Source organism: Dietzia sp. SL131 (assembly GCF_026672565.1).
In the GTDB taxonomy this organism is placed as follows: domain Bacteria; phylum Actinomycetota; class Actinomycetes; order Mycobacteriales; family Mycobacteriaceae; genus Dietzia; species Dietzia kunjamensis.
In genome coordinates, this window is sequence record NZ_JAPPRI010000003.1 from 3,337,302 (window position 1) to 3,351,762 (window position 14,461).

Below are 14,461 nucleotides of genomic sequence, written 5' to 3' on the forward strand. Positions count from 1 at the left end.
TGGAGGCCGGCCCCACCGTTCGACGCCGCGGAACCACCCTCGTGGCCGATCCGGTGCGGCGTCGGCGGGACGAGCCTGGAGGCAGACCTCCACGACAGGTAGACCCCACGAAAGGGACCCCATGTTCTTCGCACTCCGCGAGCTCCGCACGGCGCGGTGGCGCTTCGCCCTCATCACGGGCGTCGTACTGATGCTGTCCGTCCTGGTGGCGGGCCTGCTCGGCCTGACCGCCGGGCTGGCGCACCAGAGCGTGTCCGCGCTCCGGGCGCTCGGCGCGGACGGCTCCGGCTTCGTCCTTCCCGCCGACGACTCCGGCGCCGTCGACCTCGACCGCGCCGCACTCACCGCCGACCAGGTGGCCGCCGTGGCCGCCGGGGACCCGTCGGCCGTCCCGGTGGGACTCGCCCGGATCACCCTGGACGACGGTACCGAGACCGGCGTCTCCGTCGTCGCCGTGGGACTGGCCGACGAGGTGGGATCGGTGGCGCCACCGGCGCCGGGGGAGGTCCTGGTCTCCGACGGTGTCGACGACGAGGTGGGCGCCGACGTCGGCGTGATCAGCCTCGGGGGCAGCGCGTTGGCGGTCGCCGGACACACCGGTGATCTCTGGCATTCGCACACCCCTGTCGTCGTCACCGACCTCGACACCTGGCACTCGCTCGCTCCGCGCGGCGGGGCCGCCACCACCGTGGCCGTGGCGGCGGACGTCGACCCGGAGGCCGTCGCCTCCGACGCCGGCCTCACGCTGGTCGAGGCCGACGGACTCGTCGGGGCACTGCCCTCGCACCGCGCCGAGAACACCTCGCTGAGCACGATGACCACCATGCTCCTCGCCGTCACCGCGCTGGTCGTGGGCGCGTTCTTCGCCGTCTGGGGGATGCAGCGCCGTCGTGACGTCGCCGTGCTCAAGGCGCTCGGGGCGTCCACCGCCGCGGTCGTCCGCGACTCGGTCGGCCAGGCCGCGGTCGTCCTGGCCGTGGGCGTCGCGGGCGGGGTCGGGATCGCCGCCCTGGTCGGCCTGGCAGTCGGCGGCACCGTGCCGTTCGTCGTCTCGGCCGGGACCACCCTCGTGCCGGCCGCGCTGCTCGCCGTGCTCGGCCTCGCGGGCGCCGCCGTCTCACTGCGGCCCGTGCTGACCGCCGACCCCAACTCGGCACTGGGGGCGGCCCGATGAACGGCTCCGAGTCCGGCACCTGCTTCACCTCGTCGTCGTCGACCCCGGCGTCCTCACCGCGACCCACCACCAGGAGAACCGCCATGCCCCGTACCGCACTGACCCGTACCGCCCTCCACGATGCCCCCGTGACCACCGCGCCCGTCCCGACCGCCCTCGGGATGGAGAACGTCGTCCTGACGTTCCCCGACGGCCACGGCAGGGTCACCGCCGTCGACGACGTCTCGCTCTCGATCGGGCGGGGCCGCAGCCTCGCGGTGACCGGCCCCTCGGGATCGGGGAAGTCGAGCCTGCTCGCCGTCGCCGCCACGCTCGCCCGACCGGACTCCGGGCACGTGTGGCTGGAGACCGGGGACGGGGCCGTGGACCTGGCCGCGGTGGACGCGCGCCGGGGGGCCGAGCTGCGCCGACGCGAGATCGGCATCGTGTTCCAGCAGGCCAACCTCATCGAGTCGCTCACGGCCCGGGAACAGCTCGAGGCCATGGTGTGGCTGGGGTCGCGGCCGTCCCGCGCCCGACGGCTCCACGCCCGCGAGCGCGCGGACGAGCTGCTCGGCGTGGTGGGACTGGGTGACGCCGCGGACCGGTCGGTCGGGGCGCTGTCCGGCGGGCAGCGGCAGCGGGTGGCCGTGGCGCGCGCCCTGATGAGCGGGCCGTCGCTCCTGCTCGCCGACGAGCCGACGAGTGCGCTGGACTCCGTGTCCGGTCGGGTCGTCATGGACCTCCTGCTCGGTACCGCGCGTGAGCTCGACGTGGCGCTGATGCTCGTCACGCACGACGCCACGATGGCGGCCCGGTGCGACTCGCAGGTCCACCTGGTCGACGGAGCAATCACCACCGCGGCGCCCGGCAGTAGTTTTTACTGATTTTCCCGGTGCGCGTCCCTACGCTGGGGCGATGACCATCGACGACGGCGACCCCCGGCCCTCCCCCGGGGCGTCCCGGTGAAGGGCACCGGCGGCGGGCGCCGGGTTCCTGCTGGCCCTCCTGGCGGTCTTCGCCGGGCTGGCGTTCGCCGTCTCCGACGACGAGACCGTCTCCGTGGACCGGCCGGTGATGATGTGGGTGCACGGGGCCACGACCCCCTGGCTCACGGCCGCGGCGGAGACCGCGAGCTACCTCGGTGGCCAGTTCGTGCTCGCGGCCTCCGTCGTGATCGCGCTGCTGCTGTGCTTCCTGCGCAGGTTCGGGTCTGACTCCGGTCCGGCACGGTTCGGCGGCTCGGGACCCCGGCCCGGTCGGGCGGTCTAGGATCGGCGGGAGTGGGCCCCGCGGGGCTCGGAACCCGGACAGTAGTGGGTCGAGGAGGCACCATGACCATGAACTCTCATCCGGTGACGGGTGCTCAGGCCCCGGCGGATCGTCGCCACCGCGTCGTCATCATCGGGTCGGGTTTCGGAGGCCTCGCCGCCGCCCGCGCCCTCGACAAGGCGGACGTGGACGTCACCCTGGTCGCCAGGACCGGCCACCATCTCTTCCAGCCCCTGCTGTACCAGGTGGCGACCGGAATCCTGTCGGTCGGGGAGATCGCGCCCTCCACCCGGTTGGTCCTCCGCGACCAGGAGAACGCCACGGTCGCCCTCGGTGAGGTGGACCGGATCGACGTGGCCGCGCGGACCGTCCACGCGGCCGCCGGGCACGTGGACTTCGAACTCGAGTACGACAGCCTCGTCGTCGCCGCCGGCGCGAACCAGTCCTACTTCGGGAACGACCACTTCGAGCGCTGGGCTCCCGGCATGAAGTCCATCGATGACGCCCTGGAACTGCGGAGCAGGATCATGGGCTGCTTCGAACAGGCCGAGGTGACCGAGGACGACGCGGAACGTCGTCGCCTCCTGACATTCGTGGTGGTCGGCGCCGGTCCCACGGGCGTGGAGATGGCCGGACAGATCGCGGAGCTGGCGCAGCGGACCCTGAAGAACAGCTTCCGCCGGATCGACCCGGGCCGGGCCCGCATCATCCTCATCGACGCCGCCCCCGCCGTCCTGCCGCCCTTCGGGCCGAAGCTCGGCAACGCGGCCCGCAGGCGGCTGGAGGAACTGGGTGTGGAGGTCCAGCTCAACGCCATGGTGACCGATGTGGACTACAGCGGAATCGAGGTCAAGGACCCCGACGGATCGCTCCGCCGGATCGACTCGACCTGCAAGATCTGGTCGGCCGGCGTCCAGGCGAGCCCACTGGGCCAGATGCTCGCCGACCAGACCAGCGCCGAGGTGGACCGGGCGGGCCGCGTCCTGGTGAACCCCGATCTCTCGTTGCCCGGGCACCCGGAGATCTTCGTGATCGGCGACATGATCAACCTCGACAACCTGCCGGGCGTCTCCCCCGTCGCGATCCAGGGCGGCAAATACGTCGCCAAGCAGATCGTCCGCGAGGTCGAGGGGGGACGGTCCCCGTCCGAGCGCCCGCCGTTCAAGTACTTCGACAAGGGGTCGATGGCGACGGTGTCGCGCTACAGCGCGGTGGCCAAGATCGGGCCGCTCGAGCTCCACGGCTTCCTCGCCTGGGTCCTGTGGCTGGTGGTGCACCTGGCCTTCCTCATCGGCTTCCGGAACCGCGTCATCACCCTGCTGTCCTGGGGGCTGCACATCGGTGACCACCGCTCGCACCTGAACTCCACCGCCCGGTGGGTCTACGCACGTCAGGCCATCGCCGAGGCGCAGGAGCGGGAGCGTCGGGACGCCGACCGCGCGGTGTCCGACTGACCCGACGCCGCCGCGGGCGCCGGACACCGAATCGCGGGAAACGCTCAGTCTGGAACCTGCGCACGGCACTACACTGCCCTCATCACGACCGCCCACATCACGGACAAGGGCTGGAGGACGGCCATGGGCACGCTGACCTACACCGCGACCGTCCCGGTCGACGGGTACGCCGCGGACGCGAGTGGCGACTTCAACTGGTCCGCCCCGAGCGGCGAGGTGTTCCGGTTCCACGTGGAACGTCTGGGGCCCGTCGTCCACGAGGTGCTCGGCCGGCGGACGTACAAGCTGATGGAGTACTGGCTGTCGCCACCGGAGGACGACTCGTGGAGCCCCGACGAGCACGAGTTCGCGGAGAGGTGGAAGGCGATCCCCCGCACCGTGGTGTCCTCGTCGATGACCGCGAACGACCTCGTCTCCGATCGTGATCGCCTCGTCCCGCGACTCGACCTGGACACTCTGCGCCGCATCGTCGATGAGGCGCCGGGCGAGGTGGAGATCTTCGGACCCACCACGGCCGGCGCGGCGATCCTCGCGGGGCTGGTCTCGGATCTCCGGTTGTTCGTCGTCCCCAGGGTCGTGGGCGGCGGACTGCGCGCGCTGCCCCCGGACACGACGCTGGACCTGGAGCTCGCCGCCCATCGCGTCTTCGCCGGCGGGACCGCGTACTCCCACTACCGGACGCGCTGACCCGGCACACGGCATCACCCGCGCCGCCCCTGCGCGCCGCATCACCCGCACGCCGCATCACCCGCACCACCCCCGCACGCCCCGGCGGCGGGGGAGGGATTGGACACCGTGCGCAGCGATCGCGAAAATCGACGGGCTGATCTGTGCCATGTGCACAGCCACCACTGGGCAGGGTGACCCACATCACCTGGCCGCCTACGCTTGTCGCGGTCGACGGTCGGTGGTCGACAGTAGATTCGCCGTTTTAGATGTCCTAGGAGGAACATGGCAACGCCGAACGGGTCCACAGGGCCCCACGGGACGGGTACCGCGGTCCCGGAGACGATCTCGGCCGAGCCGGTGCCCCGGCGCCGGATCATCCTCGCCTCGCTCATCGGGACCACGATCGAGTTCTACGACTTCTACATCTTCGCGACGGCCGCGGTATCGGTCTTCCCGCTGCTGTTCTTCGCAGGCGGTGACTCGGGCACCGCGTTGCTGGCCTCGATGGCCACCTTCGGTACGGCGTTCATCGCGCGGCCGCTCGGGTCCATCGTCTTCGGTCACTACGGGGACCGTCTCGGACGGAAGGTCACCCTCGTCGGCGCGCTGCTGACCATGGGTATCGCGACGTTCCTCATCGGCCTGCTGCCGACGATCCACCAGATCGGTCTCTGGGCCCCGGCGATGCTGACGATCCTGCGCTTCTTCCAGGGCATCGGCCTGGGCGGCGAGTGGTCGGGTGCGGCGCTCCTGGCCTCCGAGACGGCGCAACCGGGCAAGCGCGCGTTCGCCGCCATGTGGCCGCAGCTCGGCGCGCCGTTCGGCTTCATCCTCGCCAACGGCATCTTCCTGCTGCTCACGATCTGGTTCTCGTACGATTCCACCGCCGCGGAACTGGGCGACCCGTTCCTGGTGTGGGGCTGGCGTCTGCCTTTCCTGTTGTCGATCGTGATGGTCGCCGTCGGCCTGTACGTCCGGCTCCGCATCGAGGAGACGCCGGTCTTCGCCCGGGCGATCGCCAACAACGAGCGGGTCAAGACCCCGGTCTCGGAGGTGTTCCGCCGCAACTGGTGGGAGATCATCCTCGGCACGTTCATCATGCTGGCCACGTACGGCCTGTTCTACCTGATGACCACGTGGATCCTGTCGTTCGCGATCGGTGGCGCGGACGCCGGCGGGCTCGGTTACGGGTACCGGTCGTTCCTCATCATCCAGGTGATCGCGATCGTCCTGTTCGCCGCGTTCGTGCCGGTGGCCGGCCTCCTGGCCGACAAGCTGGGGCGCCGTCGGATGCTGATCGGCGTCACCGCCGCCATCATCCTGTTCGGCCTGAGCTTCGGCTGGTGGCTCGACCCGGACGCGATGGGTACGGGCGAGGACCTTGACGTGGTCCGGATGCTGCTCTTCCTGTGCGTCGGCATGATGCTCATGGGGCTGACCTTCGGGCCGATGTCCGCGGTGCTTCCCGAGTTGTTCCCCACCCATACGCGCTACACGGGCTCGGGAGTGGCGTACAACTTCTCCGCGATCCTGGGCGCGGCGCTGACCCCGTTCGTCGCGGTGTGGCTGGTGCAGAACTACTCGGTCGCCTACGTCGGCTACTACCTGGTCGGCCTGAGCGTGCTCACCATCATCTCGCTGGTCCTCGCCCCGGAGACCAGCAAGACGTCCATGTACTCCGACGAGCAGCAGGCCGAGGGCGCACACACCTGACGCCGTCGTGACGCCGATCTCCGGCGCGCGCTACAGAAGACCCCGGGACGAAGAACTGCGTCCCGGGGTCTTGCGTGTATCCCGTCCGGGTCAGGAGAGGCCGCCGAGGAGGTCCGTGGGCAACAGCCCGGTCAGAGAGTCGGTCGCGCTGCCGACGTCACTGCCGGCCCCCTGGAGAAGGGAGCCGAGACCGAGCGAACCAAGGAGCGGGGCGGCGAGGGAGCCCGCCGCGAGAGAACCGAGGGAACCGAGAGCGTCTGAACCCATTGCAGGGGAGTCCTTTCGTCGGGGTGATGAGGCGATCCGGGTCACAACCGGTGCGCCGGGGCCGAGGTTAACAGCGATCCGCACTGGGCTCGACCGGTGCGCTACCGGTCTCTGGAACATCTCCCGGGGTGCCCGCGTGCGGGGAGGCGGGTTTGGGTGGTCCGGCCGTCAGCCCCTAAGCGGGAAAGCGCGGGCCACGTTGAGTACGCCGAGGACGACGAGGGAGATCGCGAAGAGCCACCAGAGGAACCCCGCGCCCCACACCGGGGTGCTGAGCAGCGCGAATCCGGCGAGGACGGAGATGATCGCGAAGATGACCGTCACCGTGCTCGACCCGGTCTCGCCGAGGGTGAACAGAGCGGTGAAACCCTCGACGATCCACATCACGCCGATCATGACCGTGACGAAGAGAGCGAGGAACGCCGCCGACTCCTGGAGAGAGGCGAACGCATAGGCGCCGGCGAGGATGAACAGCACTCCGAGGAGGGCGTGGCCGATCCTGCTACCCGTGCTCTGCCACCTGGCGACGGCCGCCACGGCGATGTAGACGACGCCGGCCGCGATCGCGTAGACGGCCAGCACCCCGGTCACGGCAACTGCCGTCTTCGCGGGCCAGAAGAGGACAGCGACGCCGAAGCCCACGGCTATGAGGCCGCCGACTAGCAGGGCGACCCGAAACGGGTTGACGGAACGAGTGGTCTCGGCTGAGTGAGTGTGTGTGGACACTGCGGGGCTCCGTGCGGGATCGCCGGGACAGTTCGGCGCGGGATGAAGGAACCTCCAACTTAGCGCGATCGCCCTTCCCCGGGAAGGGGCATCAGCAGGTCCGCGTCACGCGCGGGCGACCTCGCGCAACTCCCCGGTGCCGACGTCGTAGACGAAGCCGCGGACGGCGGTGGCGTGGAGCAGGAACGGATCGGACTCGACGCGGGCGATCGACTGGCGCACGTCGGCCTCCGGCTCGGGGAACGACTCCGGCGCCCAGCGGGGCCGCAGGCCGGTGTCGGACTCGATCCGGTCCTTGAGGTCGTCGTCGCGGAAGGTGAGCATCCCGCAGTCCGTGTGGTGGATCAGGACGATCTCCTCGGTACCCAACAGACGCTGGCTGATCGTCAGCGAGCGCAGGACGTCGTCGGTGACGACCCCGCCGGCGTTGCGGATGACGTGCGCGTCGCCCTCGGTCAGGCCCAGCAGGCCGTACGGGTTGAGACGGGCGTCCATGCAGGCCACCACGGCGATCTTCCGCCCGGGCGGCATGGGCAGGTCGCCCTTGTCGAAGTCGGCCTGGTAGGCCTTGGCGGCCTCGAGCAGTTCGTCGGTGACGGTCATGGCCGAAGGCTAGTCCCGTTTCGGCGGTCCGGCCAGGATTCGTCTCGCGCTGCCGGAAACCCGGCGCGGCGGGTCAGGCGGGGGAGCGCAACGGCATCTCGTGCACCTCGCGCACGAACTCCGGCAGTGGCCCGGCCGTGCGCAGGACTTCGGCGATCGACGGATCCGCAAGGTGCAGTCGACCCACGGAGATGAGGTCGAACTCGCCGCGCTCCATGCACTCCACGACCGCATCGATGTTGTCCGCGGCGATGGCCGGCTTGCCCGACTTCTGCTCGCGCAGGGACGTCCCGATCCCCACCCCGCCCACGGCGCCGGACGGCAGGCCGGTGAGCCGGCGGGCCCAACCGGCCAGGGTCACCTCGCCGTCGTCACCTCCCAGGTCGGGGAATGCCGCGTCGCTGAACCGCCTGGTCGAGGCGTCGAGCAGATCGACCCCGGCCTCGGCGAGTGCGCCCAGGTAGACGCCCAGTTCGTCGGGAGTGGTCGCCTTGCTGACCGTGTAGTCCTGTTGGGTGTGCTGGGAGAAGCGGTAGAACAGCGGCGCGTCGGGGCCGATCGCGGCGCGGACGGCGGACACGACCGCGGCGGGGAAGCGACTGCGTGCGGCCAGGTCGCCGCCCCAGTCGTCGGCGCGGCGGTTGGTGTCGGCCCAGACGAACGCGTCGAGCAGGTAGCCGTGGCCGCCGTGCAGCGTCACGCCGTCGAAACCGGCCTCCATCGCCAGGCGCGCGGAGCGGGCGAACGCGTCGATGACCTCGGAGATGTCGGTGTCGGTCATCGGCGGCACCTCGGGCGACCAGCGGGCGACGCTGCGCTCGGAGTACGTGGTGACGCCCGGCGTCCCCCAGAGCCCGGACGGGCGCATGGGGTGCATCTCCATCAGCCGGTCGCGGTGGGCCCGGTCGAAGCGGGCGTTCGCGCCCCAGAGCGGGCCGACGTGCCAGAGCTGGGCGATGATCCGGCCGCCGGCGGCGTGGACGGCGTCGGTCACCACACGCCAGGCCGATACGGATTCCGGCGTGTCGAGGCGGGGGATCCACGAATGGTCGACCGAGGTCGGGTGGTCGACGCCGATGCCCTCGGTCACCACGAGTCCCGTTCCGCCTGCGGCCCGGTCGGCGTAGTAGTCGCGGTTGACCTCGTCCGGCAGGCCGTCGGGGCAGCCCATGCGGGTCATGGGGGACATGACGAGGCGATTGGCCAGACGCAGCGACCTGACCTCGAGGGGACGGAACAGGGCCTCACGGCCCGGGGCGACCGGCGGGGTGGCGATACGCGACGTCATGATGCGCGACCTCTTTGTTTCCTCGGGCGGTCGTCTCGGGCCTCGATCTCGAGACTCTCGCGGATTGACGAGTGTCAGTTGTGATCGAGGTTACCTAAGCGGGTCAGCGGATGTCGCATCGGCGGTGGCCGCGCTGGACATCCCACCTAGCCTGCGGCGTCCGCGAGCGCGACCCGGATCGCCTCGTCGATCCCCGTCATCTCCCAGTCCCCGGGGAGCAGCCCCGCGGCGGGATCGCCGACCACCATGTCGTGTTGCAGGCTCTCGATCAGCGCGCTGACCGTCGCCCCGTCCTGATCGACCAGGGGTGCCAGTCCGGCGGCGACGAGGTCCCACGGCACCCCGGGCACGGGGAGGCGCACCGTCGGCAGCCCGGCGATGCGGGAGTAGCGCGCCAGCAGCGCGGGGTAGGTCAGGGCCTCCCCGCAGCCGAGGTCCGCGTGGCCGGTGCGGGGCTCTCCGTCCAGGGCGTGACACAGGGCCTCCACGACGTCCCGTTCGGCGACGGGCTCGACCCTCCGGTGTCGCATCCATCGGGGCACCGGCTGGACGGGGAGCAGCTCGCAGAGCGTGCGGAGGACCTCGAAACTCGTCGAGCCCGCGCCCAGGATCACCCCGGCCCGGAGCGTGAACACGGGCGTGGACCCGGCCGAGAGCAGTGATTCCACCTCGAGCCGCGACGCCATGTGTTGCGAGAGCGGCAGCCGGTCGTCCCCCGAGGGGGCCAGTCCGGAGACGTAGACACACCGCTCCGTGCCGGCGGCGGCCATCGCCCGGCGCATCGCCTCCGCGCCCTCGGCGTCCTCGCGGCGGAAGTCGGCGCCGCCGCCCATCCGGTGGACCAGGTAGACCACCTCGTCGACCCCGTCGAGGGCGGCCGCGAGACTCGCCGGGTCGAGGACGTCGCACCGTACGGTCTCGACCCGATCGGACCAGGGGCGCGTCGCGGCACGACCGGGGTCCGTGACGCCGGCCCGGACGCGGTGACCGCGATCGAGCAGGGCGGGTACCAGGCGCGAGCCGAGATACCCGCCGGATCCCACGACCAGGACGGTCATTCCGCGTCGAGATCCTGCTCGATGAGCGCGGCGATCTCGGCCACCGCGTCGGCGTCCTCTCCGCTGACGGTCACCGTGGCGCCCTTCTCGGCGCCGAGCGCCATGATGAGCATCGCGGACGCGGCGTCGGCCTCCTCGTCGTCGTAGGTGATCTCGATGTCGGTCTCGTACTTCTCGGCGGCCTCGGCGATGATCCCCGCGGGGCGGGCGTGGAGGCCCTCGGCCGATCCGACGGTGACGGTGGTGCTGGGCATGGTGTCTCCTCTGTGTATTCCGGTGCCGGGGGTTCCCCCGTCATCGTGCAGGTTCTGGTGTCAGGCCGCGACCGGCTGTGCTGCGGCGGCCGGGGCCGGGGTGGGCTCGCGGCGGGTGGTCTTGGCGACCACCACGGCCGCGCACGCGACGAGGGTGCCGGCGAGGATGGCCAGGAGGTAGCCCCAGACCGGGTTGATGGCGAACACCACGAACAGCCCGCCGTGGGGCGCGTACGACTCGACCGAGAACGCCATGATGAGGGCGCCGGTCACGGCGCCACCGGCCATCATCGACGGGATGACGCGGAGCGGGTCGGCGGCGGCGAACGGGATCGCCCCCTCGGTGATGAAGCTCGCGCCCAGCAGGAACGCGGCGCGGCCGTTCTCCTGCTCCACCGGGCTGAACAGCCGCTTGCGCACCACGGTCGCCAGGCCCATCGCCAGCGGCGGAACCATGCCGGCGGCCATCACGGCGGCCATGATCCGCAGCGTCGCCGGGTTGTCGGCGACCAGCCCGGCCGTGGCGAACGTGTACGCCGCCTTGTTGATCGGCCCGCCCAGGTCGAAGCACATCATCAGGCCCAGGATGACGCCCAGGAGGATCACCGAGGAGCCGGTCATGCCGCCCAGCCACGACTCCATGGCGGAGGTCAGCGAGGCCAGCGGACGGCCGAGCAGCAGGAACATCAGCAGGCCGATCGCCAGCGAACCGATGAGCGGGATGAGCACCACCGGCATGAGTCCGGCGAGCCAGCGCGGCGTCTTCCAGGTGGTCATCCATCGCACGAGGTAGCCGGCGAGGATGCCGGTGACGAGCGCGCCGATGAACCCGGCGCCGAGGGTCGCCGACAGGGCGCCGCCGACGAAGCCCGGGGCGATGCCGGGACGGTCGGCCAGGCCGTAGGCGATGTAGCCCGAAAGCACGGCGATCATGAAGCCCATCGCGGCCTGGCCGATCGCGAACAGGACGGCTCCCATGTAGAGCCGCAGCCCGGAGTGCGTGAGGACCTCGGCTCCGGCGGTCCCGGCGGACACGATCTCGCCGTCGAGGTACCACACCTCCCCGGGCAGGTCGGTGAGTGAGAACCCGGTGGCGAGCTCTTCCCACACGAACGCGACGTCGTACCCGGCGAACAGGAATCCCAGCGCGAGCAGGAGCCCGCCGGCGGCGACGAAGGGGATCATGTACGACACGCCGGTCATGACGGCGCGCTGCAGTCCGCGAGCCCAGTGCTCGTCGGAGCCGGACCCGCCCGAGCCGGAGCCGCCGTCGGCGGCGCCGGAGTCCGCCGACACGCGCCGTGCCCGGGGGTCCTGGGCTGCGGCCAGCGCCTCGTCGAGGACCTGGTCGGGCGCGTCGATGGCCTTCTTGACCCCGTACTCGACGACGGGTTTGCCGGCGAACCGGCCGCGGTCGCGCACCCCGACGTCGGTGGCGAACACGACCGCGTCCGCGGCGTCGATCACCGCCGCGTCGAGGGGGGTGGCCCCGGCCGAGCCCTGGGTCTCCACGTGCAGTTCGACGCCGCGCGCCTCCGCGGCCTGGGCGAGCGAGTCGGCGGCCATGTAGGTGTGGGCGATGCCGGTGGGGCAGGCGGTCACCGCGACCACCCGGGCCGGCGCCGCGCCCGATGCCGCGCCCGCTGCCGAGCCGGGGGTCGAGGACGACGACGGGGTCTTCTCCTCCGGCCTGAGCACGCCCTCGATGACCGCGACCGCCTCGTCCGGCGTGGTGGCCGATCGGAGGGAGTCCACGAACTCGGAGCGCACCAGGTTTCGGGCGAGGGTGGCCAGGATCTTCAGGTGCTCCTTGCCGCCGCCGGCGGGGGCGCCGATCATCAGCACGAGGTCGGCGGGGCCGTCCTTGGCGCCAAAGTCGACGGGCGGGTCGAGCCGCGCGAAGGCCAGGCTCGGCGCGGACACCGCCTCGGACTTGCAGTGCGGGATCGCTATCCCGCCCTTCATGCCGGTGGCCGCCTTGTCCTCGCGGGCGAACAGATCGCGTACGAGCGCGTCGTGATCGTCGGCCCGGCCGGCGTCGACGAGGGTCCGGGCCAGCGCCCGGATCACCTCCTGCTTGGTGCCGCCGAGGTCGGCGTCGAGCCGCACCGCGGCGGTCTCGATGATCGGCTGGTTCATTGCCGTGCTCCGTGTTCTTCCGAGGGTGCTGGTTTGAGAGGTGCTGGGTTGGGAGGGTGCTGGGTCACGAGGGTGCTGGGTGGGAGGTCGCGGTCTGTGGGTGCTGGTCGCCCGTGCGGCGGGTCAGTCGAGTCGCCGCACGGTGGCGCGGAACGTGGTCGGGTCGAGGCCCAGCGGCAGTCCGGTACCGGGCAGTGAGGCGGCGACGCTGCCGTGGTTGACCGCCCACAGCAGCCGGTCCCGCGGCGGGAGTCCGCGGGACTCGGCCAGCAGGTAGCCCGCGAGCGCGGAGTCTCCGGCCCCGACCGTGGATCTGACCTGCACGGGTGGGGTGTTCGCGTACCACGCCTCGTCGTCGTCGACCAGGACGGCACCGGCGCCGCCCAGGGTGACCAGGGCTGCGCCCACGCCGCGGGCGCGCAACGCCCGCGCGGCGTCCACCACGGGGGTCGTGTCACCGGCGGCGGCGCGACGCTCCAGCTCGGAGCCGTCGACGCCGGCCAGCTGCCCGAGCTCCTCGCCGTTGGGTTTGACCAGGTCGGGCGCCGCGTCGGGCAGGCGTGCCGCGAGGGCGGCCAGTGGTGCGTCGGAGGTGTCGACGGCGAGGCGGGCCCCCGCGGGGCGGAGCGCACCGACCAGGTCCGCGTAGAAGTCGTCCGGTACGCCGCGCGGCAGGGACCCGCACAGCACCACCCACGCCGCGTCATCGGCGAGGGCGGCGACCGTGGAGCGGGCCCGGTCGATCGCGGCGCTGTCGAACTCGGGGCCGGGGGCGTTGATCTTGGTGGTGGTTCCGGCGGGGTCTGCGAGGGTGAGGTTGATCCGCACCGCGCCGTGCGCGGGGACGACGGACGTCGCGACGCCGGCCCCGGCGCACATCGCCACGAACGGGTCGTCCGCCGGGGCCGGGAACACCGCCTCCGCCCGGACCCCTCCGCCGGCGAGGACGCGGGCGACGTTGACGCCCTTCCCGCCCGGGGAGTCGTCGACGGCCGCGATGCGGTTGACCCCGCCCACGGTGAGCGGCGCGGGCAGCTGCGCGGTCCGGTCCACCGACGGGTTCATGGTGAGCGTGACGATCATGGCAGCACGACCTCGATTCCGTGGGTGTCCAGCGCCGTGGCCAGCGGGCTCGGCGGGGGAGCGTCGGTGACCAGGACGTCGACCCGGTCCAGCGGAGCGAACGAGACCAGGAACTCGTGACCGAACTTGCTCGAGTCCGCGAGCACCACCACCCGGCGGGCCGCCCGGCACATGGCGTTCTTGACCGCCGCCTCGTCCGGGTCCTGGGTGGTGAGGCCGCGCTCGGGGTGGAGGCCGTTCGTGCCCACGAAGGCGACGTCGACCCGGATCGACTCCAGCGCCCGGAGCACCGACGGACCCACGCACGCCCCCGTGAGGCCGCGGACCGTCCCGCCGAGGACGTGGAGGTCCTCCGACGCCGCGCGGTGCAGGCCGTCGGCGATGGGGACCGAGTTCGTGATGAGGGTGAGGCCGTGGTCGGCGGGCAGCGATTCGGCCAGGCGGTCCGTGGTGGAGCCGGCATCGAGCAGGGCCGCGCCCCCCACGGCGGGGAGCAGCCGCAACGCAGCCCGGCCGATCGCGGACTTCGCGTCCACGTTCTCCGACCGCCGCGCGGCCAGGGTGCGTTCGACGCGGCCACCGGGCACCGCCGGGACCGCCCCGCCGTGGGTGCGTTCGAGGTGCCCCTCGGATTCCAGGAGCGACAGGTCTCGGCGGATCGTCTCGGCACTCACGTCGAGGCCGGCCGCGAGTTCGGCGACGGTCACCCGCCCGGAGGCGGCCAGCGCCTCCGTGATGTGTCGCCGTCGTTCGCTCCCGTACATGGGCTCCGACCTCTCCGC

15 protein-coding genes are annotated in these 14,461 nt (G+C 71.8%); 6 read left to right on the forward strand and 9 right to left on the reverse strand.

The genetic code is table 11. The annotated features are described in order from the left end of the window. Positions 1–121 precede the first annotated feature (121 nt). The 6 genes from OVA21_RS16620 (at position 122) to OVA21_RS16645 (ending at position 6,261) form a co-directional block, all read left to right on the forward strand. Complete coding sequence (locus OVA21_RS16620) at positions 122–1,174, forward strand: FtsX-like permease family protein (RefSeq protein WP_163376879.1); 1,053 nt, start codon at positions 122–124, stop codon at positions 1,172–1,174. 161 nt (positions 1,175–1,335) lie between these two features. Then, positions 1,336–2,040 carry an ABC transporter ATP-binding protein gene (locus tag OVA21_RS16625; protein ID WP_268093181.1) on the forward strand — a complete coding sequence of 235 codons (705 nt, stop codon included), beginning with the start codon at positions 1,336–1,338 and terminating at the stop codon, positions 2,038–2,040. Positions 2,041–2,215: 175 nt separating this feature from the next. Beyond that, positions 2,216–2,425 carry a hypothetical protein gene (locus OVA21_RS16630; protein WP_268092890.1) on the forward strand — a complete coding sequence of 70 codons (210 nt, stop codon included), beginning with the start codon at positions 2,216–2,218 and terminating at the stop codon, positions 2,423–2,425. 62 nt (positions 2,426–2,487) lie between these two features. Next, positions 2,488–3,879, forward strand: a complete 1,392-nt coding sequence (locus OVA21_RS16635; protein ID WP_268092891.1) for an NAD(P)/FAD-dependent oxidoreductase — start codon at positions 2,488–2,490, stop codon at positions 3,877–3,879. 123 nt (positions 3,880–4,002) lie between these two features. Further along, the gene (locus tag OVA21_RS16640; RefSeq protein ID WP_268092892.1) at positions 4,003–4,566 is read left to right on the forward strand and encodes a dihydrofolate reductase family protein; all 564 of its coding nucleotides are present in this window, start codon (positions 4,003–4,005) and stop codon (positions 4,564–4,566) included. 264 nt (positions 4,567–4,830) lie between these two features. Then, positions 4,831–6,261: an MFS transporter gene (locus OVA21_RS16645; RefSeq protein ID WP_268092893.1), complete on the forward strand. Its 1,431-nt coding sequence runs from the start codon at positions 4,831–4,833 to the stop codon at positions 6,259–6,261. 90 nt (positions 6,262–6,351) lie between these two features. Here the strand turns inward: OVA21_RS16645 and OVA21_RS16650 are convergent, their stop codons facing one another. The 9 genes from OVA21_RS16650 to OVA21_RS16690 all read right to left on the reverse strand — a co-directional run bounded on the left by OVA21_RS16650 (position 6,352) and on the right by OVA21_RS16690 (position 14,443). Then, the gene (locus OVA21_RS16650; protein WP_172812101.1) at positions 6,352–6,528 is read right to left on the reverse strand and encodes a hypothetical protein; all 177 of its coding nucleotides are present in this window, start codon (positions 6,526–6,528) and stop codon (positions 6,352–6,354) included. Between the two features lie 168 nt (positions 6,529–6,696). Continuing rightward, complete coding sequence (locus tag OVA21_RS16655; protein WP_268092894.1) at positions 6,697–7,254, reverse strand: HdeD family acid-resistance protein; 558 nt, start codon at positions 7,252–7,254, stop codon at positions 6,697–6,699. A gap of 105 nt (positions 7,255–7,359) precedes the next feature. Further along, positions 7,360–7,857, reverse strand: coding sequence for a beta-class carbonic anhydrase (locus OVA21_RS16660; RefSeq protein WP_067713089.1), 498 nt, complete (start codon positions 7,855–7,857; stop codon positions 7,360–7,362). A gap of 73 nt (positions 7,858–7,930) precedes the next feature. Further along, positions 7,931–9,145, reverse strand: a complete 1,215-nt coding sequence (locus OVA21_RS16665) for an oxidoreductase (protein ID WP_268092895.1) — start codon at positions 9,143–9,145, stop codon at positions 7,931–7,933. A gap of 146 nt (positions 9,146–9,291) precedes the next feature. Next, complete coding sequence (locus tag OVA21_RS16670; protein WP_268092896.1) at positions 9,292–10,203, reverse strand: NAD(P)H-binding protein; 912 nt, start codon at positions 10,201–10,203, stop codon at positions 9,292–9,294. After that, the gene (locus tag OVA21_RS16675; protein WP_067713081.1) at positions 10,200–10,457 is read right to left on the reverse strand and encodes an HPr family phosphocarrier protein; all 258 of its coding nucleotides are present in this window, start codon (positions 10,455–10,457) and stop codon (positions 10,200–10,202) included. The genes OVA21_RS16670 and OVA21_RS16675 overlap by 4 nt, the downstream gene beginning before the upstream one ends. 60 nt (positions 10,458–10,517) lie before the next feature. After that, entirely contained in the window at positions 10,518–12,596 is a 2,079-nt protein-coding gene (locus OVA21_RS16680) for a PTS fructose transporter subunit IIABC (protein WP_268092897.1), read from the reverse strand. Positions 12,597–12,719: 123 nt separating this feature from the next. Further along, positions 12,720–13,679 (reverse strand): 1-phosphofructokinase family hexose kinase, encoded by a 960-nt coding sequence (locus tag OVA21_RS16685; RefSeq protein WP_132064135.1) that lies wholly within the window; start codon positions 13,677–13,679, stop codon positions 12,720–12,722. Further along, positions 13,676–14,443 carry a DeoR/GlpR family DNA-binding transcription regulator gene (locus tag OVA21_RS16690; RefSeq protein WP_132064136.1) on the reverse strand — a complete coding sequence of 256 codons (768 nt, stop codon included), beginning with the start codon at positions 14,441–14,443 and terminating at the stop codon, positions 13,676–13,678. Before OVA21_RS16690 ends, OVA21_RS16685 begins: the two co-directional genes overlap by 4 nt. Between the last annotated feature and the right edge of the window lie 18 nt (positions 14,444–14,461).

Coding starts and splice junctions, on each gene's coding strand:
- OVA21_RS16650 (WP_172812101.1), bottom strand. CDS start 6,528: ATGGGTTCAGACGCTCTCGGTTCCCTCGGTTCTCTCGCGGCGGGCTCC.
- OVA21_RS16620 (WP_163376879.1), top strand. CDS start 122: ATGTTCTTCGCACTCCGCGAGCTCCGCACGGCGCGGTGGCGCTTCGCC.
- OVA21_RS16685 (WP_132064135.1), bottom strand. CDS start 13,679: ATGATCGTCACGCTCACCATGAACCCGTCGGTGGACCGGACCGCGCAG.
- OVA21_RS16680 (WP_268092897.1), bottom strand. CDS start 12,596: ATGAACCAGCCGATCATCGAGACCGCCGCGGTGCGGCTCGACGCCGAC.
- OVA21_RS16660 (WP_067713089.1), bottom strand. CDS start 7,857: ATGACCGTCACCGACGAACTGCTCGAGGCCGCCAAGGCCTACCAGGCC.
- OVA21_RS16640 (WP_268092892.1), top strand. CDS start 4,003: ATGGGCACGCTGACCTACACCGCGACCGTCCCGGTCGACGGGTACGCC.
- OVA21_RS16645 (WP_268092893.1), top strand. CDS start 4,831: ATGGCAACGCCGAACGGGTCCACAGGGCCCCACGGGACGGGTACCGCG.
- OVA21_RS16625 (WP_268093181.1), top strand. CDS start 1,336: ATGGAGAACGTCGTCCTGACGTTCCCCGACGGCCACGGCAGGGTCACC.
- OVA21_RS16690 (WP_132064136.1), bottom strand. CDS start 14,443: ATGTACGGGAGCGAACGACGGCGACACATCACGGAGGCGCTGGCCGCC.
- OVA21_RS16635 (WP_268092891.1), top strand. CDS start 2,488: ATGACCATGAACTCTCATCCGGTGACGGGTGCTCAGGCCCCGGCGGAT.
- OVA21_RS16665 (WP_268092895.1), bottom strand. CDS start 9,145: ATGACGTCGCGTATCGCCACCCCGCCGGTCGCCCCGGGCCGTGAGGCC.
- OVA21_RS16675 (WP_067713081.1), bottom strand. CDS start 10,457: ATGCCCAGCACCACCGTCACCGTCGGATCGGCCGAGGGCCTCCACGCC.
- OVA21_RS16670 (WP_268092896.1), bottom strand. CDS start 10,203: ATGACCGTCCTGGTCGTGGGATCCGGCGGGTATCTCGGCTCGCGCCTG.